Raw genomic sequence first — 18,626 nt, 5'->3', positions numbered from 1 at the left:
GCTGGGGATGCCAGTTATGAGTTTCTTTACTTCGAAAACAACAAGCGCAGCGCCCCGGCATTGGTTCGCGGCGTTGCTGGTTCTGGTCGGGGTGAGCCTGCTTTCCCCGGTGCGGGCGGCGACGCTCACCGACCTGCAGGCCAATACCCTGCCCGGCGATGGCGTGGAAGTGCGTCTCGATTTCCAGGGCGGCGCGCCACAGGTGCAGGGCTACAGCATCGAGCGTCCGGCGCGCATCGCCCTGGACCTGCTGAACACCGACAGCGCCTTGGGCATCAAGCGCCATAATCTCGGCGCCGGCAACACGCGCAGCGTCACCGTGGTGGAAGCCAAGGACCGTACCCGGCTGATCTTCAATATGGAGCAGCTGACCGGCTACCAAACCCGGGTGGAGGGCCGGCAGCTGGTGATCACCCTGGGCGGCGGCCAGAGCACGCCGCGCATGGACCCGGCCAGCCCCTCGCCGATGGTGGCCAGCGAAGCGGCGATCAGCGACATCGATTTTCGTCGCGGCGGCGACGGCGAGGGCCGGGTGATGATCAACCTGTCCAAGGCCTCCATGCCGGTGGACGTGAGCGAGGAGGGCGGCAAGATCATCGCCCGCTTCGTGGGCGCCGAGATCGCCGATGACCTGGTGCGTCGGCTGGACGTGACCGACTTCGCCACGCCGGTGAAGTTCGTTGACACCCGCCGCACCGACGGCGGCACCGTGGTCACCATCGAGCCCCAGGGCACCTGGGAGTACCTGGCCTACCAGGCGGACAATCTGTTCAGCATCAATATCAAGCCGCTGACGCCGGCGGAGAAGGAGCGCCAGCGCCGGGAAGCGTTCAAGTACGACGGCGAGAAGCTGTCCCTGAACTTCCAGGACATCGAAGTGCGCTCGGTGCTGCAGTTGATCGCCGACTTCACCGACCTGAACCTGGTGGCCTCGGACACCGTGTCCGGCCGCATCACCCTGCGTCTGCAGAGCGTGCCCTGGGACCAGGCCCTGGATCTGATCCTCAAAACCAAGGGGCTGGACAAGCGCCAGGTGGGCAATGTGCTGCTGGTGGCGCCGGCGGACGAGATCGCCGCCCGCGAGAAGCAGGAATTGGAAGCGCAGAAGCAGCTGGCCTCGCTGGCGCCCCTGCGCACCGAATACATCAGCATCAACTACGCCCGCGCCGAACAGTTGCAGGGGCTGATCACCGCCCAGGGCGGCAGCGACGGTTCCTCCCTGGTCAGCGAACGCGGCTCGGTGACCGTGGATCAGCGCACCAACACCCTGATCGTGCAGGACACCACCGCCCGCCTGGAGGACATCCGTGACCTGATCCAGCGGCTCGACGTGCCGGTCCAGCAGGTGCTGATCGAGGCCCGGGTGGTGGTGGCCAGCACCAACGTGGCCGATGAATTCGGCGTGCGCTGGGGCGGCCTGGGCTGGACCGACAGCCTCTACAGCGACGGCGAGTCCTGGGCCGTATCCGGGCGCCACACCTCCCTGCGCCAGCTGCATTACGCCAATATCGACCGCGACGACGACGGCTCCCTGGGTGAATTCGAGGAGTTCGACGAAGAGCAGAACAACGACCTGATCGTCGACATGGGCGTGGAATCCACCGACGCCACCCGCTTCTCCATCGGTTTCACCTCGCTGGACTCCGGGCTGCTGGAACTGGAACTGTCGGCGCTGGAATCCGAGGGCCACGGTGAACTGGTGGCCACGCCCAAGGTGCTCACCGCCGACCAGCAGCCGGCGGTGATCGCTTCCGGTCAGCAGGTGCCCTTCAACGTGGCCACCGCCTCCGGCGCCACCGCGGTGGAATTCATCGAGGCGGAGCTGCGTCTGGAAGTGACGCCGCAGGTGACCCCGGAAGGCGACGTGATCATGCAGCTCAAGGTCAACAACGACTCCCTGGGCACCAACCTGGACAACCCGGCCATCAACACCAACCGGGTGGAAACCACGGTGCTGGTCAATGACGGGGAAACCGTGGTTCTGGGCGGTATTTTCCAGCAGGAAACGGTAAACTCCGTGATCAAAACGCCTTTCCTGGGTGACATTCCCTGGCTGGGTGCCCTGTTCCGCAAGAAGGTGAACCGTGATAACAAGCAGGAACTGCTGATCTTTATCACGCCTCGCCTGGTGAAAGACGCAATGGTCAGTCGGTGAATGAAAAGGAATTAACCTCTCTCTTTCTGGTGGGGCCCATGGGTGCCGGCAAAAGCACCCTGGGTCGCCACCTGGCTCAGGTCCTGGACCGCCCCTTCTACGATTCCGACCGGGTTATCGAGGAAAAAACCGGTGCCGATATCCCGTGGATCTTCGACGTGGAAGGCGAGGACGGCTTTCGCCGTCGCGAGCGGGATGTGATCGACGAACTCACCGCCCTGGACGGCATCGTGCTGGCCACCGGCGGCGGCGCCGTGCTCAATGACGAAAACCGTCGCCATCTGCATGAGCGCGGTTGCGTGATCTATCTGTGGACGCCGGTGGAGCTGCAACTGGCGCGCACCCGCAACGACCGCAACCGTCCCCTGTTGCAGACCGGCGATCCGGAGCGCAAGCTGCAGGCGTTGCTGGAGAAGCGCGATCCGCTTTATCGGGACGTGGCGCACGCCGTGGTCTCCACCGCTTCCGGTAATCTGAAGAAGGTCACCGATCAGGTGCTCGGTTGTCTGGCCGAACACGCCAACCGATAATGCCGATCCTTCCCACCGGCGATTCGAGACACTATGCACAAGCTTGATGTGGCGCTGGGCGAGCGCAGTTACCCCATTCATATCGGTCGTGGTCTGCTCGACGGCGACCTGATCCGCCAGGCGGTGCGCGGCAACCAGGTGATGGTGGTCAGCAACGAGACCATCGCGCCGCTGTACCTGGAACGGGTCACCGCAGGGCTCGGCGATCTGCAGTGCGACACCCTGGTTTTGCCCGACGGCGAAAGCCACAAGACCCTGGCCACCCTGGAAACGATTTTCGACGCCCTGATGGCGAACCGGCATTCGCGCACCACCACCCTGGTGGCGCTGGGTGGTGGCGTGGTCGGCGATATGGTGGGCTTCGCCGCCGCCTGCTATCAGCGCGGCGTGGATTTCATCCAGGTGCCCACCACCTTGCTGGCCCAGGTGGATTCCTCGGTGGGCGGCAAGACCGCCGTTAACCACCCCCGTGGCAAGAACATGATCGGCGCCTTCCACCAGCCCCGCGCCGTGGTGATCGACACCGCCGTGCTGGATACCCTGCCGGATCGCGAGTTCGCCGCCGGTATGGCGGAGGTGATCAAGTACGGCCTGATCCGCGATCCGGCTTTTTTCGACTGGCTGATCGAGCACCAGCCCGCCCTGGCCGCCCGCCAGGAAGTGCCGCTGGCGGAGGCCATCCTGCGCAGCTGCCGCAACAAGGCCGAGGTGGTGGCCGCCGACGAAACCGAGCAGGGCAACCGGGCGCTGCTCAACCTGGGGCACACCTTCGGCCATGCCATGGAAACCTTCACCGGCTACCGGGACTGGCTGCACGGCGAGGCGGTGGCCGCCGGCACGGTGATGGCGGCGCGCATGTCCGAGGAACTGGGCTGGCTGGGCGCCGGCGACCGCCAGCGGGTGGTCGACAGCCTGGCCGCCTGGGCGCTGCCGGTGAGCGCGCCGCCGGGCATGACCCGGGCGGATTTCACTGATCTGATGGCTTTGGACAAGAAAGTCCAGAACGGCCGCCTGCGGCTGGTGCTGCTGAACCAAATCGGCGACGCTTTGGTCACAGGCGAATACGATCCGAATGCATTGACGCGAACGCTCGAGGCCTTTTGTGAGAGATGAGGACTTTTTCTACGAGGGCGCCGAGCGCGGCGACCTGCTCGACGCGCTGAACGGCCACGCCCACGAAAGCGCCACGGTGGTGTTGGAAGGGGAAGCCGGCAGCGGGGTGTCCACCCTGCTGGGCATGCTGTCCATGGCCCTGGTCGGTGACTACGAACTGATCCGCCTGGACGGCGCCGAGGAGCCCGGTGCCAACGCCGTGGTCGACGCCATGCTGGTGCACTTCGGCATCGAGCGGGCGGAACTGGCCGATACCCTCAAACAGGCCCTGGCCCACAGCCGACTGGTGGTGGTGGTGGACAACACCGAGAGCATGCCGGAGGCGGCGCTGGCCACCATGGCCTCGCTCAAGGAGAAGCTGGGGCAGCGTCTGGCCTATGTGTTCGGCGGCGCGCCCGGCAGTGCCGAAGCGGTCCGCGCCGGCGGCCTGGAAGTGGCCGATACGCTCAGCCTGCCGCCCCTGGACGGCGACGACGTGATCGCCCTGGCCGACGATTTCCACGCCCTGTCCCTGGATCGGGAAGACGCTGACGAGATCCTGGCCCGCAGCCAGGGGCGCCTGGGAACGGTGCTTCATCTGCTGGACGAGCGCGCCGACGAGGCCGCCCCGGTGGCCCGCAAGCCGGTGCCCTGGCGCCATGGTCTGGCGGTGGGCGCTTTGGTGCTGGTGGTGCTGGTGCTGTGGCTGGCCAGCGGCGACGACGAGGCGGAGCGCACCGACAAGGTGGTGAACCTGGAACTGCCCCAGGGGCCGGCCGGCACCGTGGACGCGGCGCCGGCGGAAACGCCGGAGCAAAGCCTGGCGCCGCGCACCGGCGAGGACGGCCGCGACTACGGCCTGGTGTCGGATCCGGAAAGCAGCCGCAATGCCCTGGCGGAATTCCACGACAACGCCGCGGATTTCGAGCAGGCGGAAGCCCGCCGCGACGAGCAGGAGGCGGTGTCCACCGCCGGCGGCGCCCCGGTGCCGCCCGCGGAACCGGACGCCGCGCCGGCGAAGAGCGAGCCCCCGGCGCCGACCGCCTCGTCCGATAAGCCGGCGTCCGCGCCTTCCCGGCCCGCCGACGCCTCCACCGGCAATTCCGCCAGCGGCAATTCCGCCACCGGCACTGTTTCCACCGACGCCGCTTCGTCCGACGACGACCGGACGGTGCGTGCCGGCCAGCCGGAACTGTCCGGCCTGGATGCGCGCCTGGGCTACCGCCAGGAAGACTGGCTGGCCACCCGGGGCGACGATCAGTGGTTCCTGCAATTGGTGGCCACCGGCCGCGAGGACGGCGCCCGCGCGGTGCTTGACCGGATCGGCCGCGAGGGTGCCTACTACCGCACGGAAAGAGGCGGAGAGCAGGTCTATCTGGTGCTGGCGGGCCCGTATTCCAGTCGCGAGGCGGCGCTCAAGGCGCGCGAATCGCTGCCGGAAACGCTGCGTGGCGGCGGCCCCTTCCCCCGGGACATGGGGGCAATCCGTAAGGAATTGCGCTGAACGTCGCCGAAACGGACCGCTTCGCGGCCTGACCTGTCCGGGTCGGGCCTTCGCGACGTTTGTCGCCTCCGGGCTCAGCGTGTAGAATGCCTATCCCTTTTTTGCCGTCGCTGTCTTTTCGACGCCCGTACCGCCTTCTGTAAGTCTCTGAATTTCAAGAGGATTGGTTTTGATGCAGCAGAATTCCAAGCTGGTGCAGGGGCTCTATGAGCCCGGAGATTTCCGGGACAATTGCGGCTTTGGTCTGATCTCCCATATGGAGGGCCAGGCCAGCCACGAGCTCCTGCAAACCGCCATCGAAGCGCTCACCTGCATGACCCACCGGGGCGGCATCAATGCCGACGGAAAAACCGGTGACGGCTGCGGGCTGTTGCTGAAAAAACCCGACTCCTTCTTCCGCAAGGTGGCGGATGAAGTGGGCGTGGAACTGCCGGATACCTACGGCGTGGGCATGATTTTCACCCACCCGGAGGCGGAACGCGCCTGTGCCCAGAAAGCGATCGTCGAGGAGCAGCTCCAGGCCCAGGGCCTGAACGTGCTGGGCTGGCGCGACGTGCCCACGGACCCGTCCTGTCTGGGTGAGCTGGCCAAGCAATCCCTGCCGGGCTTCGTGCAGGTGCTGGTATCCGCCGACGACGGCTCCGAGCAGGAGCTCAACCGCCGGCTGTTCTACGCCCGCCGCCACGCCGAAAAGCGCATCGAGAACGACGGCTACTTCTATGTCTGTTCCCTGTCCGCCTCGGTGGTGTCCTATAAGGGTCTGATGATGCCGGTGGATCTGCCGGCGTTCTTCCCGGACCTGGGCGACGCGTCCATGGAAACCGCCATCGTGGTGTTCCACCAGCGCTTCTCCACCAACACGTCGCCGCAGTGGCCGCTGGCGCAGCCGTTCCGCTACCTGGCGCACAACGGTGAAATCAACACCATCCAGGGCAACCGCAACTGGGCGCTGGCCCGTCAGAACAAGTTCGACAACGAACTGCTGCCGGACCTGGCGGACCTGAGCCCGCTGGTCAATCGCAGCGGCTCCGACTCTTCCAGCATGGACAACATGCTGGAAGTGCTGCTCGCCGGGGGCATGGATCTGTTCCGCGCGGTGCGCATGATGGTGCCGCCGGCCTGGCAGAACGTGGACACCATGGACGCGGACCTGCGCGCCTTCTACGAATATAACTCCATGCACATGGAGCCGTGGGACGGCCCCGCCGGTCTGGTGATGACCGACGGCCGCTACGCGGTGTGCATGCTGGACCGCAACGGGCTGCGCCCGGCCCGCTGGGTGATCACCAAGAACGGCTTCATCACGCTGTCGTCCGAGATCGGTGTGTACAGCTATCAGCCCGAGGACGTGGTCGCCAAGGGCCGGGTCGGACCCGGCCAGATTCTGGCGGTGGACATCGAGAAGGGCGAGCTGCTGCACACCCGCGACATCGACGACCGGCTCAAGGTGCGCCACCCCTACCGGAAGTGGCTGAAGGAAAACGCCCTGCGCATCGAGGCCAATTACGACCACGAGGTGGAGCGCACCGACGACATCGATCCGCAGGATCTGCTGAGCTATCAGAAGTTCTTCCAGATCAGCTTCGAGGAGCGCGATCAGGTGATCCGCCCGCTGGCGGAATCCGGCCAGGAAGCCACCGGCTCGATGGGCGACGACACCCCCATGGCGGTGCTCAGCCAGCGCCAGCGGCCGTTGTACGATTACTTCCGGCAGCAGTTCGCCCAGGTCACCAACCCGCCCATCGATCCGCTCCGCGAAGCCATCGTGATGAGCCTGGAAACCTGCGTGGGCGCCGAGCGCAACGTGTTCGAGGAAACCTCCGACCACGCCGACCGGGCGATCCTGGCCACGCCGGTGCTGTCGCACTCCAAGTTCACCAATCTGCTCAAGATCGAACGCCCGGGTTACGGCCATGAGCGTTTGAGCCTGCACTACGGGCCGGACACCGGCCTGGAGCAGGCGGTGCGCGATCTGTGCGCGGCGGCGGAGAAAGCCGTGGCCGCCGGCAAGGTGATCCTGGTGCTGTCCGACCACGGCATCGCCCAGGACCAGCTCACCATCCACGCCCTGATGGCCACCGGCGCGGTGCACCACCACCTGACCGCCAAGGGCCTGCGCAGCGACGCCAACATCATCGTGGAAACCGCCACCGCGCGGGATTCCCATCACTTCGCGGTGCTGTTCGGGTTCGGCGCCACCGCCGTCTACCCGTACCTGGCCTACGACGTGATCGCCGATATGGTGAAGAGCGGCGAGCTGCTCGGTGACCCGGTGGAACTGCAGAAAAACTTCCGCAAGGGCATCAACAAGGGCCTGATGAAGATCCTCTCCAAAATGGGGATCTCCACCATCACCTCCTATCGCGGCGCCCAGCTGTTCGAAGCCATCGGCGTGGCCAGCGACGTGGTGGACCTGTGCTTCCGCGGCGTGCAGAGCCGCATCGAAGGCGCCACCTACGAGGACTTCGAGAACGACCAGAAGATCATCGCCAAGGACGCCTGGAAGCAGCGCAAGCCGGTGGACGCCGGCGGCGTGCTCAAGTACATCCACGGCAAGGAATACCACGCCTTCAATCCGGATGTGGTGCACGCCATTCATCGTGCCACCCAGAACGACGATTACGAGGCGTACAAGGAATTCGCGGCGCTGGTCAACGAGCGGCCGGTGGCGACCCTGCGGGACCTGCTGCGGCTGCGCCCGGACGTGACCGCCATCGACCTGGATCAGGTCGAGCCCATCGAAACCATCCTGCCGCGCTTCGACTCCGCGGGCATGTCCCTGGGCGCGCTCAGCCCGGAAGCCCACGAGGCCATCGCCACCGCCATGAACCGGCTGGGCGGGCGCTCCAACTCCGGCGAGGGCGGTGAGGATCCGGCCCGCTACGGCACCGAGCGGGTTTCCAAGATCAAACAGATCGCCTCCGGCCGCTTCGGCGTGACCCCGCATTACCTGGTCAACGCGGAAGTGCTGCAGATCAAGATCGCCCAGGGCGCCAAGCCCGGCGAGGGCGGCCAGCTGCCCGGCGGTAAGGTCAACGCGCTGATCGCCCGGCTGCGTCACTCGGTGCCCGGCGTCACCCTGATTTCACCGCCGCCGCACCACGACATCTATTCCATCGAGGACCTGGCCCAGCTGATCTTCGACCTCAAGCAGGTCAATCCGGCGGCCCAGGTATCGGTGAAACTGGTGTCCGAGCCCGGCGTGGGCACGGTGGCCTCCGGCGTGGCCAAGGCCTATGCCGACCTGATCACCATCTCCGGTTACGACGGCGGCACCGCGGCCAGCCCGCTGACCTCGATCCGCTATGCCGGTTCGCCCTGGGAGCTGGGCCTGTCCGAGGCGCACCAGGCGCTGCGCGCCAACGACCTGCGCGACAAGATCCGCCTGCAGACCGACGGCGGCCTGAAGACCGGCCTGGACGTGGTCAAGGCGGCCATTCTCGGCGCCGAGTCGTTCGGTTTCGGCACCGTGCCGATGATCGTGCTGGGCTGTAAGTACCTGCGCATCTGTCACCTGAACAACTGCGCCACCGGCGTGGCCACCCAGCGTGACGACCTGCGCCAGGATCACTTTATCGGCGCCCCGGACATGCTGATCAACTACTTCACCTTCGTGGCGCGGGAAGTGCGCGAGCTGCTCGCCGCCCTGGGTGTGAAGAGCCTGCCGGACCTGATCGGTCGCACCGATCTGCTGGAGCGCATTGAAGGCACTACCGACAAGCACAAGCGTCTCGACCTGACGCCGATGCTGCGCAACGATCACATCCCGGCGGACAAGCCCACCCACTGCCAGGTGGAACGCAACGAGCCGTTCGACAAGGGCGTGCTCAACGCCAAGATGGTGGAAGAGATGCGCACCGCCGTGGAGAACAAGTCCGGCGGTTCCTTCCACTACACCATCACCAACTGCGACCGTTCCGTGGGCGCCACGGTGTCCGGCGAGATCGCCAAACACCACGGCAACCTGGGCATGGAAAGCGCCCCGATCCGCGTGCGCTTCACCGGCACCGCCGGGCAGAGCTTCGGCGTGTTCAACGCCGGCGGCCTGCATCTGTACCTGGAAGGTGACGCCAACGACTACGTGGGCAAGGGCATGGCCGGCGGCAAGGTGGTGATCCGCCCGCCCAAGGGCAGCCCGTTCAAGACCCAGGACACCGCCATCGTCGGTAACACCTGTCTGTACGGCGCCACCGGCGGCAAGCTGTTCGCCTCCGGCACCGCCGGCGAGCGCTTCGGCGTGCGCAACTCCGGCGTGCACGCCGTGGTGGAAGGCGCCGGCGATCACTGCTGCGAGTACATGACCGGCGGCTGTGTCACCGTGCTGGGCCGCACCGGCCACAACTTTGGCGCCGGCATGACCGGTGGCTTCGCCTACGTGCTCGACGAGGACAACGATTTCTTCGACCGGGTCAACCCGGAACTGATCGAGCTGCATCGCATCAGCTCCGAGTCCACCGAATCCCATCGCAGCCATCTGCGCCATGTGATTCACGAGTTCGTGGAAGAGACCGGCAGCGAGTGGGGCCAGCACATTCTGGATAATTTCGATGCCATGAGCCGCAAGTTCTGGCTGGTCAAACCCAAGGCGGCCAGTCTGGAAGACCTGCTCAAGAGCACGCGCGCCAATCCGGCATAACGGGGAAGAACATGGCTGAACGTTTGAACAATCACTTTCAGTTCCTGGATGTTCCGCGGGTCGATCCCAAGAAAAAGGACATCGAGGAGCGCAAGGAACGCTACGAGGAAATCTACTACCCGTTCGAAACCCGGGAAGTGGAGCATCAGGCGCATCGTTGTCTGCACTGCGGCAACCCGTACTGCGAGTGGAAGTGCCCGGTGCACAACTACATCCCCAACTGGCTGAAGCTGATCAGCGAGGGGAACCTGATGGAAGCGGTGGAGCTGGCGCACCAGACCAACTCCCTGCCGGAAGTGTGCGGCCGTGTGTGCCCGCAGGACCGTCTCTGCGAAGGCGCCTGCACCCTGAACGACGGCTTCGGCGCGGTGACCATCGGCGCCACCGAGAAGTACATCGCCGACACCGCCCTGGCCATGGGCTGGCGTCCGGACATGTCCAAGGTGGTGTGGACCGACAAGAAAGTGGCGGTGATCGGCGCCGGCCCGGCGGGTATCGGCTGCGCCGACGTGCTGGTGCGCAACGGCGTCAAGCCGGTGGTGTTCGACCGCTACCCGGAAATCGGCGGCCTGCTGACCTTCGGCATTCCCGAGTTCAAGCTGGAAAAGCCGGTGATGACCAAGCGCCGGGAAGTGTTCGAGGGCATGGGCATCGAGTTCCGCCTCAACACCGAGGTGGGCAAGGACGTGACCATCGATGAATTGCTCGAGGAATTCGACGCGGTGTTCATGGGCATGGGCACCTACACCTACATGAAGGGCGGCTTCCCCGGCGAGGACCTGGACGGCGTGCACGAGGCGCTGCCGTTCCTGGTGGCCAATGCCAACCGTAACCTGGGCTTCGAGAAAGACGAAGCGGACTTCATCGACGTCAGCGGCAAGCGCGTGGTGGTGCTGGGCGGTGGTGACACCGCCATGGACTGCAACCGCACCTCCATCCGCCAGCAGGCGGAGAGCGTGGTGTGCGCCTACCGCCGTGACGAGGAAAACATGCCCGGCTCCCGCCGCGAGGTGGCCAACGCCAAGGAAGAGGGCGTGCAGTTCCTGTTCAACCGTCAGCCCATCGAAGTGGTCGGCGAGAACGGCAAGGTGGTCGGCGTGAAAGTGGTCGAGACCAAGCTCGGCGAGCCGGACAACAACGGCCGCAGCCGCCCGGAACCGATCCCCGGCAGCGAGGAAGTGCTGCCCGCCGACGTGGTGATCGTGGCCTTCGGTTTCCGCCCCAGCCCGGCGGACTGGTTCGACGGCAAGAACATCACCACCGACGACTCCGGCCGGGTCACCGCCCTGGAGAAGCAGGCGTTCCCGTTCCAGACCAGCAACGAGAAAATCTTCGCCGGCGGCGACATGGTGCGCGGCTCGGACCTGGTGGTGACCGCCATCTGGGAAGGCCGCGAGGCCGCCAAGGGCATTCTCGATTACCTGGACGTCTAGGCGCCTCGAACGGGCCTGAACACGACGCTCAAGGGCCTGCGAAAGCAGGCCCTTTTTCTATATGATGCGGTGGTTGTCCGTCGCATGAACGTGTTTCCCAAGGAATTCCCATGACCCACGCCCCGCTTCAGAACGACCGCTTCCTGAAAGCCCTGGCCCGTGAACCGGTGGATCGCACCCCGGTGTGGATGATGCGCCAGGCCGGCCGTTACCTGCCCGAGTACCGCGCCACCCGCGAGAAGGCCGGTTCCTTCATGGATCTGTGTCGCAACGCGGAGCTGGCCTGCGAGGTCACCCTGCAGCCCCTGGAGCGCTACCCGCTGGACGCGGCGATCCTGTTCTCGGATATTCTCACCATCCCGGATGCCATGGGCCTGGGGCTGTATTTCGAGCCCGGGGAAGGGCCGAAATTCCGCAAGACCGTGCGCACTGAAGAGGACATCGCGGCGCTGCCGGTGCCGGACGCGGAGCGCGACCTGGATTACGTGATGCGCGCGGTGAGCACCATCCGCCGGGAGCTCAACGGCCGGGTGCCGCTGATCGGTTTTTCCGGCAGCCCCTGGACGCTGGCCACCTATATGGTGGAAGGCGGCCCCAGCAAGGACTTCCGTCACCTCAAGGGCATGGTCTATGGCCGCCCGGAGCTGGCCCACGCCCTGCTCGACAAGCTGGCCCGGGCGGTTACCGACTACCTGAACGCGCAGATCCGCCACGGCGCCCAGGCGGTGCAGATCTTCGACACCTGGGGCGGCGCCCTGTCCGCGGAAGCCTACCCGGAGTTCTCCCTGGGCTACATGAAGCGCATCGTGGACGGGCTGATCCGCGACCATGAAGGCCGCAAGGTGCCGGTGATCCTGTTCACCAAGAACGGCGGGCTGTGGCTGGAAACCATGGCGGACAGCGGCTGCGACGCCCTGGGCCTGGACTGGACCATCAATATCGGTGAGGCCCGCCGCCGGGTGGGCGACCGGGTGGCCCTGCAGGGCAACCTGGACCCGGCGGTGCTGTACGCGCCGCCGGCGGCGATCCGCGCCGAGGTAAAGCGCATCCTCGACGACTTCGGCGATCACCCGGGCCACATCTTCAATCTCGGCCATGGCATCACGCCGGAAGTGGACCCGGAACACGCCCGCGCCTTTATCGAGGCGGTGGTGGAGTTGGGGAGCCGCTAGAGCCTCCCTGTTAGCCGCCGTATTCCTGTTCCAGAGCCCGGCGCCGGCGCCCCGCGGCCAGATAGCCGCGCAGCGCCAGCACGCCGTGCACCAGCAGCAACGCCACGGCGGCGACCACCCACAGCAACCGCGCCAGGGCCGGCCCGCCCCTGTCCACCCGCTCCGGGTCCAGCAGCCACAGCGGCGCGCCGTCCGCGCCTTGGTCATGGCGCACCAGCACCCCGTCCAGTTTGAAGGCCCGCCGGCCGCCGTCGCCGGCCAGGGCCCGCAGGGTTTCCCAGTGCCGGCCCGCCGGGTCCCGTGGCGGGAGAGGAATCAGGTCGGTGCCGTCCACGGCGCCGATCACCACGCCGCCTTTTTGTTGTGCGGCCAGGGCTTCGGCCAGCTGCGCGGTGAGCGGCCGCAGGCGCTGTTCCGCCACCCGCGCCATGGCGTCGCTCAGGTTGTCCAGGCGCCCCTGCAGGGCCACCGCTTCCCGGTGCTGTGCGTCGTCCTCTTCGGCCAGCCGCCGGCGCAGGGTGGCCCAGTCCTGTTCCTCCGGCGCCGCCGGAAAATAGAGGGTGGCGAGCGCCCGGCGCCGCAGCTCGGCGCAGGCCCGCTCGTCGTCGTTCGGGCAGGCCTCGTCGATGGACGCCAGCACCGCCCGCGCGTTGCTCACCACCAGCGGCCGGCGGTCACCGGTGCCGCCGCCACGCATCATCGCCATCACCTCCAGGGAACGTTCCCGGCGGGTTTCCAGCAGGTCGCCGCTGAGCAGCGAGCGGGTCAGCGGGTCCACCTCCAGATCCGGCGGGGTGAGCGTATCCCCGCCCCAGCGCACCCGGTCGCAGCGCACCCGGGCCGGATCGGCGGCCACCTGGCAGCGGCCCTCGCCGTTCACGATCAGGCGGCGCCCCAGGGCCGGCGGCGTCGCCGTCAGTGACGCCGGTTCGTCCACCGGTAAGGGCCCGGCACCGGCCAGCCACTGGCCGGTCTGGGCCGCGTCCAGCAGCGGCCGGGCCGGACCCAGCAGGGCGGCGGCCAGCGCCACCAGCCCCACCAGGGCCAGGGACAGATGGCGGCCCCAGTACACCGGCGGATGGCGCCGCTGTTCCTCGTCCACGGAAAAACGGCGCCCCGGGGTATTGGCCTCCGAATAGTCCACCACCGAGTAGTCGTCCACGCGCAGGCCCAGATCCAGCCGCTGGTCCTGTTCCAGCTTGATGTGCGGGCGCCAGTGGTCAGGCAGGGAGAACGGAAACTTGTCGCCGAGAACCGGCGCCACCGACACCGTGCCCTGTTGTTCGTCCACCGCCACCGGCATCAGGTTCAGATAACCGGTCACCCGGTTCACCTTGCCCGCCGGGCCCGGGCGCCGGCGCCGCCAAAACAACCACAGGCCCAGGGCCGCGCCGGCCAGGGCGAGCGCCGCCCAGAGGCCCTGCCACAGGCCGCTCTGGCGGCTGGCGGCGAGCGCCACGGCGATCAAGGCCAGCGACCAGCACAATCCGGACAGCAGCCCCAGGCCACGCCCCTGGCGGGCCTCGATCTCCGCCGGGGTCTCGTCCCGCTGGTGCAGGATCTCCACCCGGTGGCGGTCCCCGGTGGCCGGGTCCCTGGCTGCGTCCTGGTCGTCGTCGTCCAGGGTCACGTCCTGCAGATGACCGGACTCGCCACGCTGCCATTGGTCGCGGGCGGTTTCACGGCGCTGTTCGCGTTCGGCGCCCTCCAGCAGTTCGAAGCCGTTGAGCCGCACCACCACCGCCAGCTTGTCGGCGAACACCACCTCGGCCTGGTTGTCCTGGTCCAGAAAGTGCTCGGCGTCGAACGGCAGGATCACCTCCACGCCGCCGATCATGTGATGCCAGGTCTGGTTGCCCTGGTTGCTGATGCCATGGCGGCGGTAGGGGCCGCTCAGCGGAAACACCTCTTCGCTGTGCAGGCGTATCGGCTTGCCGGGCCGGTCCGGCCGGAACAGAAAGGGCGTCAGGGCCTGGCGCTCGTCCAGGGACAGGCGCCGCAGCGGCTGGGCACGACCGCGCAGCTCCGCCAGTTGCCGGGCGCTTTCGCGCTTGCGGGCGGAATACATCAGGGCGGAATACAGGGAGGTGAGGATCACCACCAGCAGCAGAATGACTTTCAGGGTCAGCAGGACCATGCCCGGCTCCTTGGGAAACAAGCGGGCATGCTAACGTATCCTGGCGGAGCGGGAAGCGCGGGGGCGGAAGAGGGTGATGCGGTTCACTTCCCCGGTGGGAGCGGCCCCAAATGAAAAGCGCGGCCCGAAGGCCGCGCAAGATTTCCAGAGACTCTCATATCACTCGAAATCGCACCCGTTGGCGTCCCGCCTCAAGGTGCGATTACAGGCTAGACCCGCTTGCCGTGAAGTGTCAAGTTTCGCTTTGCATCGACGGCAAACTTTTTGTTAAGGATCAGTAATTAACGGCGTAAATGGGGTCTGTCCCCTTTGCGTAAAGAACAATGACCTTTGTGTCACGGCGGGTCTCAAGCGCCGATCAGACGCAGTTGATAGATGTTGTGGCTGAGGGCCACCACCTCGCCGCGGGCGTCCTTGAGTTCCGTGTCCCACTCGAAGTCGCACTTGCCGTTGGCTTCCGTTTCGGCCTGGATGCGCTGGATCTCCGCTTCGGACAGTCGGGCTTCCACGGTGATGTCGGTGGTGGCCGGCCGGCGGAAACGGATGCGCATGTCCTTGACGATGGGGTAGAAGCGCCGCACGTCGAACGAGGACATATAGATCACGCCACCGGGCAGCTCGGCCAGGGTGTAGAGCGCGCCAGCGTACATGATGCCCACATGGTTCAGATTGGGTGCCAGCGGCATCATCATGCGGCAATAGCCGCGGTCCACGTCCAGGGTGCGGGCGCCGCAGCGTTCCACGAACGGAAAGGTGCGGTCCGAGGCCGCTTTGATTTGTTCTTTTTCGGTTTCGCTCAAGGCCATGGGGGTCTCCCGCCGTTATCGGTGCGGCTCGGTGCGCGCCACCGGAAAGTGCATATGAAAGTCCGGCAGGGCCAGGGCGCCTCGGGAACGGCCCGCCTGCAGGGTTGGAAAGTGCTCGCCGTCACCGCGCGCCTCGCGCAGCCGGGCCAGGCCCAGCCGCCCGCGCACCGACGGGGTGTAGAGAAAGCGCTGGCCGTCGCGGATCTGGCCCAGGGTGCGCCAGCCCGCCGGCAGCAGGCCGCCGGGAAAGGGCAGGGCCGGGCCCAGCCGGTCCAGGGTCAGGGCGGCGATTTCCCGGTCCCGGTAATGCACCGCCACCTGTTCGCGGCGGCCACGGCGCCGCCAGTCGAAGCGGGCCACCCGCTTGTCCAGGCCCCAGTTGCGGTTGCCGTTGTCGGCGCTGTCCTGGCTGGACACATAAATACGACCGATGCTCCAGCGCAGCCGGCCATCGGGAAACCGGAACGGGCCGGGCATGAACAACAGTTCCTGGTAGGGGCCCACCTCGGAGCGCCGGTAATCCACCAGCATCACCAGGGCCGGCCCGCGCACCGGCTCGCCCAGCTCCGGGGCGGCGCCGCCCTGCTGGTGGCGCAGCGACGCGGGCAGCGCCAGGGCGGCCACCAAGGCGCGGCCGCGCAGTTGCCAGGGGGCCGGCGCGTCCATCAGCGGTGCTCGTACAGGCGGTCGGTCTTGGCCGCGCAGATAAAATCGTTGCGGTGCAGGCCGCCGATCTTGTGCGTCCACCAGGTCACCGTGACCTTGCCGTATTCGGTGAGCAGGGCCGGGTGGTGGCCTTCGTCCTCGGCCAGGTCGCCCACCCGGTTGGTGAAGGCCAGGGCCTCGGCGAAGTTCTTGAACGAAAACTGCCGTTGCAGCCGTTCCTCGCCGTTCTCCTCGATCTGCTTCCAGTCGGGAATCTGCGGGCGCAGTTCACGGGCTTCCTGCTCGGTGATGCGCGGCGCGTCCGCGCGGCAGGCTTCGCAGTTTTGCTGTTGCAGGGTCATGGCACATCCTCCTTGTTGGCGACAAGGTTCAGGCTACAAGTTTCCGGCGGCCAGCTCCAAGCGGCTCAATCCCGGCCGATCAGATCCCGGGCGATGGCGATGATCTGCATCTCGTCGGTGCCGGCGTAGATCTGCAGAATCTTGGCGTCGCGCATCAGCTGCTCCACCCGGGACTCGCGCATGTAGCCGTAGCCGCCGTGGATCTGCACCGCCTCGGTGGACACCTCCATGGCCGCCTGGGCGGCGTACAGCTTCATCGCCGACGCTTCCGCCAGGGTCATCTGTTTGCCGGCGGCGGTCATCTCGATATAGCGGAACACCATGTTCTGCAGGTTGGCGCGGGCCACTTCCATCTTCGCCAGCTTGAGCTGGATCAGCTGGTTGTCGCCGATCGGCCGGCCGAACTGCACCCGGTCCCGGGCGTAGCCGGTGCACAGCTCCAGGGCCCGTTCCACCATGCCCAGGGCCATGGCCGCCACGCCGGCGCGCTCCTGCATGAAAGTGGCCTTGGCGCCGGAGCGGCCATAGGCGGTTTCACTGCCGCCCAGCAGCCGGTCCGCGCCCACTTTCAGATCGCTGAAGAACAGTTCACCGGTGGGTGAGCTGCCGATGCCCATCTTCTTGAACGGCTTGGACTGCTCCAACCCTTCCATGCCGCTGTCGAGAATAAAGGACACGATCTTGCGGTCCCGGGGCGCCACGCCTTCCTCGTCCAGCTTGCAGATCAGAATGATGGTGTCGGCGAACGGGCCGTTGGTGATCCAGGTCTTGCTGCCATTGATCACATAGTCGCCGTTGCCGTCGCGACGCGCCAGGGTTTTCATCTGGCCGAAGGCGTCGGAGCCGGAGTTGGGCTCCGAGATCGCCCAGGCGCCCACCTTTTCCAGGGTCAGCAACGGCAGGGCCCAGCGTTCCTTCTGTTCCAGGGTGCCCTTGCTCATGATGGCGCCGCCGGCCAGGCCCATGGACACGCCCATGGCGGTGACCAGGCCCTGGGCGTGGCGGCTCAGCTCGATGATCGGGATCATGGTCATGGCGGCTTGTTCGCCGGAACCGCCGCTTTCCTCGCGGTCGCCCCGGTCAGCGGCGGTCTCGCCGGCCTTCTCGCGAGCGATACGCTTTTCAAAACTCTGCGTGGCCATTACGTCCATGCCGAAGGTTTTGATCATCTTGCGCAGGATGTCGTAGGGCGGCACGCCGTTGTATTCGATGTCGTCCAGATTGGGCACCACTTCCCTGGCCACGAAATCGCGCACCATCTTCTGGATCATCTGTTGTTGTTCGTTCCATTCGATCATCACGGTCACCGGGTCGATTGACGATGCCACGACGCTAGCAGGCCCTTCCGCGGGCGTCATTGATCGGGTTTGACCGGGCCCTTGATGGGATCGGTCAGTGCCACCGCCGTTTTCAGGGGGCGGCGCCATCCTTCATAATGACCGCTTCGTTCAGCAACCCGGCCGCGCGCATGCAGATCAAGATCGCCCAGGGGCACAACCCGCCTCACAATGTTGACGGCATCACCGTGGTGATCGACGTGATTCGCGCTTTCACCACCAGCCACGAGGCGTTTCTAGGTGGCGCCAGCCACATCTATCCGGTGTCCACCGCCGACGATGCCTTCGAGCTGCGCCGTGATTACCCGGAGGGGCTGCTGGTGGGCGAGATCGAAGCGTTGCCCATCGAGGGTTTCGACTACGGCAACTCGCCCTGGGAAATCCGCCATACCGACGTCCGTGACCGTTACCTGATCATGCGCACCACCAACGGCGTGGCCGCCACCCTGCGCGCCCGGGACAGCCGCCAGGTGCTGGTGGCGGCGCTGGTCAACGCCCGCGCCACCGCCCGCTATATTCTCGAACAGGCACCGCCCACCGTGGTGCTGGTGGCCTCCCACCCCACCGGCGACGAGGACGTGGCCTGCGCCGAATACATGAAAACGCTGCTGGGCGGCGAGGGCATTTCCCTGGAAGAGGCGCGGGAGCGCACCCTCAATGCCTTCGCGGCGCGCAAGTTTCTGGATGGCCGCCATCCCCGTCTGCGCCCCCAGGACATCGAGATGGCCGCTTCCGATGCCGGCGACGGGGGGCTGGTGATGGGCGTCAGCTACGAGCCGGTGCCGCGCATCGACGTGGTGCCGGCGGCGGGTTAGAC

The 18,626-nt window shown here is 66.5% G+C and carries 13 protein-coding genes; 8 read left to right on the top strand and 5 right to left on the bottom strand.

From position 1 onward, the window contains the following. Nucleotides 1-16 precede the first annotated feature (16 nt). The 7 genes from pilQ (at nucleotide 17) to hemE (ending at nucleotide 12,522) form a co-directional block, all read left to right on the top strand. Nucleotides 17-2,155, top strand: a complete 2,139-nt coding sequence (gene pilQ, locus ACLD0W_RS14435) for a type IV pilus secretin PilQ (protein ID WP_410308184.1) — start codon at nucleotides 17-19, stop codon at nucleotides 2,153-2,155. Further along, nucleotides 2,152-2,685: a shikimate kinase AroK gene (aroK, locus tag ACLD0W_RS14430; RefSeq protein WP_410308183.1), complete on the top strand. Its 534-nt coding sequence runs from the start codon at nucleotides 2,152-2,154 to the stop codon at nucleotides 2,683-2,685. The genes pilQ and aroK overlap by 4 nt, the downstream gene beginning before the upstream one ends. 33 nt (nucleotides 2,686-2,718) lie before the next feature. Then, nucleotides 2,719-3,798 carry a 3-dehydroquinate synthase gene (gene aroB, locus ACLD0W_RS14425; protein WP_410308182.1) on the top strand — a complete coding sequence of 360 codons (1,080 nt, stop codon included), beginning with the start codon at nucleotides 2,719-2,721 and terminating at the stop codon, nucleotides 3,796-3,798. Beyond that, nucleotides 3,788-5,281 carry an SPOR domain-containing protein gene (locus ACLD0W_RS14420; protein WP_410308181.1) on the top strand — a complete coding sequence of 498 codons (1,494 nt, stop codon included), beginning with the start codon at nucleotides 3,788-3,790 and terminating at the stop codon, nucleotides 5,279-5,281. The genes aroB and ACLD0W_RS14420 overlap by 11 nt, the downstream gene beginning before the upstream one ends. Before the next feature lie 172 nt (nucleotides 5,282-5,453). Then, on the top strand, nucleotides 5,454-9,917 hold the full coding sequence (gltB, locus tag ACLD0W_RS14415) for a glutamate synthase large subunit (protein WP_410308180.1): 4,464 nt from the start codon (nucleotides 5,454-5,456) through the stop codon (nucleotides 9,915-9,917). An 11-nt stretch (nucleotides 9,918-9,928) separates the two neighbouring features. Further along, nucleotides 9,929-11,350, top strand: a complete 1,422-nt coding sequence (locus tag ACLD0W_RS14410; protein WP_410308179.1) for an FAD-dependent oxidoreductase — start codon at nucleotides 9,929-9,931, stop codon at nucleotides 11,348-11,350. A gap of 110 nt (nucleotides 11,351-11,460) precedes the next feature. Beyond that, nucleotides 11,461-12,522 (top strand): uroporphyrinogen decarboxylase, encoded by a 1,062-nt coding sequence (gene hemE, locus ACLD0W_RS14405; RefSeq protein WP_410308178.1) that lies wholly within the window; start codon nucleotides 11,461-11,463, stop codon nucleotides 12,520-12,522. 10 nt (nucleotides 12,523-12,532) lie between these two features. Here the strand turns inward: hemE and ACLD0W_RS14400 are convergent, their stop codons facing one another. The 5 genes from ACLD0W_RS14400 to ACLD0W_RS14380 form a co-directional block, all read right to left on the bottom strand. Next, nucleotides 12,533-14,659: an IgaA/UmoB family intracellular growth attenuator gene (locus ACLD0W_RS14400; RefSeq protein WP_410308177.1), complete on the bottom strand. Its 2,127-nt coding sequence runs from the start codon at nucleotides 14,657-14,659 to the stop codon at nucleotides 12,533-12,535. Nucleotides 14,660-15,006: 347 nt separating this feature from the next. Continuing rightward, complete coding sequence (locus ACLD0W_RS14395) at nucleotides 15,007-15,465, bottom strand: YiiD C-terminal domain-containing protein (protein ID WP_410308176.1); 459 nt, start codon at nucleotides 15,463-15,465, stop codon at nucleotides 15,007-15,009. A gap of 15 nt (nucleotides 15,466-15,480) precedes the next feature. Further along, the gene (locus tag ACLD0W_RS14390; protein ID WP_410308175.1) at nucleotides 15,481-16,131 is read right to left on the bottom strand and encodes a hypothetical protein; all 651 of its coding nucleotides are present in this window, start codon (nucleotides 16,129-16,131) and stop codon (nucleotides 15,481-15,483) included. Next, complete coding sequence (locus ACLD0W_RS14385; RefSeq protein WP_410308174.1) at nucleotides 16,131-16,472, bottom strand: 4a-hydroxytetrahydrobiopterin dehydratase; 342 nt, start codon at nucleotides 16,470-16,472, stop codon at nucleotides 16,131-16,133. The genes ACLD0W_RS14390 and ACLD0W_RS14385 overlap by 1 nt, the downstream gene beginning before the upstream one ends. A gap of 65 nt (nucleotides 16,473-16,537) precedes the next feature. Further along, nucleotides 16,538-17,800 (bottom strand): acyl-CoA dehydrogenase family protein, encoded by a 1,263-nt coding sequence (locus tag ACLD0W_RS14380; protein WP_410308173.1) that lies wholly within the window; start codon nucleotides 17,798-17,800, stop codon nucleotides 16,538-16,540. 107 nt (nucleotides 17,801-17,907) lie between these two features. Here ACLD0W_RS14380 and ACLD0W_RS14375 point away from each other — a divergent pair, with 107 nt between their 5' ends. After that, nucleotides 17,908-18,624 (top strand): 2-phosphosulfolactate phosphatase, encoded by a 717-nt coding sequence (locus ACLD0W_RS14375; RefSeq protein ID WP_410308172.1) that lies wholly within the window; start codon nucleotides 17,908-17,910, stop codon nucleotides 18,622-18,624. Nucleotides 18,625-18,626 lie beyond the last annotated feature (2 nt).

The sequence above is a fragment of the Alloalcanivorax sp. C16-1 genome (genome assembly GCF_046507805.1).
Classification (GTDB): Bacteria; Pseudomonadota; Gammaproteobacteria; order Pseudomonadales; family Alcanivoracaceae; genus Alloalcanivorax.
Note: the sequence above shows the minus strand (reverse complement) of the source record. Positions and strands in the feature narration are given on the sequence as shown.

What these genes read in the sequence shown, in the direction of transcription:
- ACLD0W_RS14390 (WP_410308175.1), bottom strand. Translation starts at nt 16,131, where the DNA reads ATGGACGCGCCGGCCCCCTGGCAACTGCGCGGCCGCGCCTTGGTGGCC.
- ACLD0W_RS14375 (WP_410308172.1), top strand. Translation starts at nt 17,908, where the DNA reads ATGACCGCTTCGTTCAGCAACCCGGCCGCGCGCATGCAGATCAAGATC.
- aroB (WP_410308182.1), top strand. Translation starts at nt 2,719, where the DNA reads ATGCACAAGCTTGATGTGGCGCTGGGCGAGCGCAGTTACCCCATTCAT.
- pilQ (WP_410308184.1), top strand. Translation starts at nt 17, where the DNA reads ATGAGTTTCTTTACTTCGAAAACAACAAGCGCAGCGCCCCGGCATTGG.
- ACLD0W_RS14410 (WP_410308179.1), top strand. Translation starts at nt 9,929, where the DNA reads ATGGCTGAACGTTTGAACAATCACTTTCAGTTCCTGGATGTTCCGCGG.
- gltB (WP_410308180.1), top strand. Translation starts at nt 5,454, where the DNA reads ATGCAGCAGAATTCCAAGCTGGTGCAGGGGCTCTATGAGCCCGGAGAT.
- ACLD0W_RS14395 (WP_410308176.1), bottom strand. Translation starts at nt 15,465, where the DNA reads ATGGCCTTGAGCGAAACCGAAAAAGAACAAATCAAAGCGGCCTCGGAC.
- ACLD0W_RS14400 (WP_410308177.1), bottom strand. Translation starts at nt 14,659, where the DNA reads ATGGTCCTGCTGACCCTGAAAGTCATTCTGCTGCTGGTGGTGATCCTC.
- hemE (WP_410308178.1), top strand. Translation starts at nt 11,461, where the DNA reads ATGACCCACGCCCCGCTTCAGAACGACCGCTTCCTGAAAGCCCTGGCC.
- ACLD0W_RS14385 (WP_410308174.1), bottom strand. Translation starts at nt 16,472, where the DNA reads ATGACCCTGCAACAGCAAAACTGCGAAGCCTGCCGCGCGGACGCGCCG.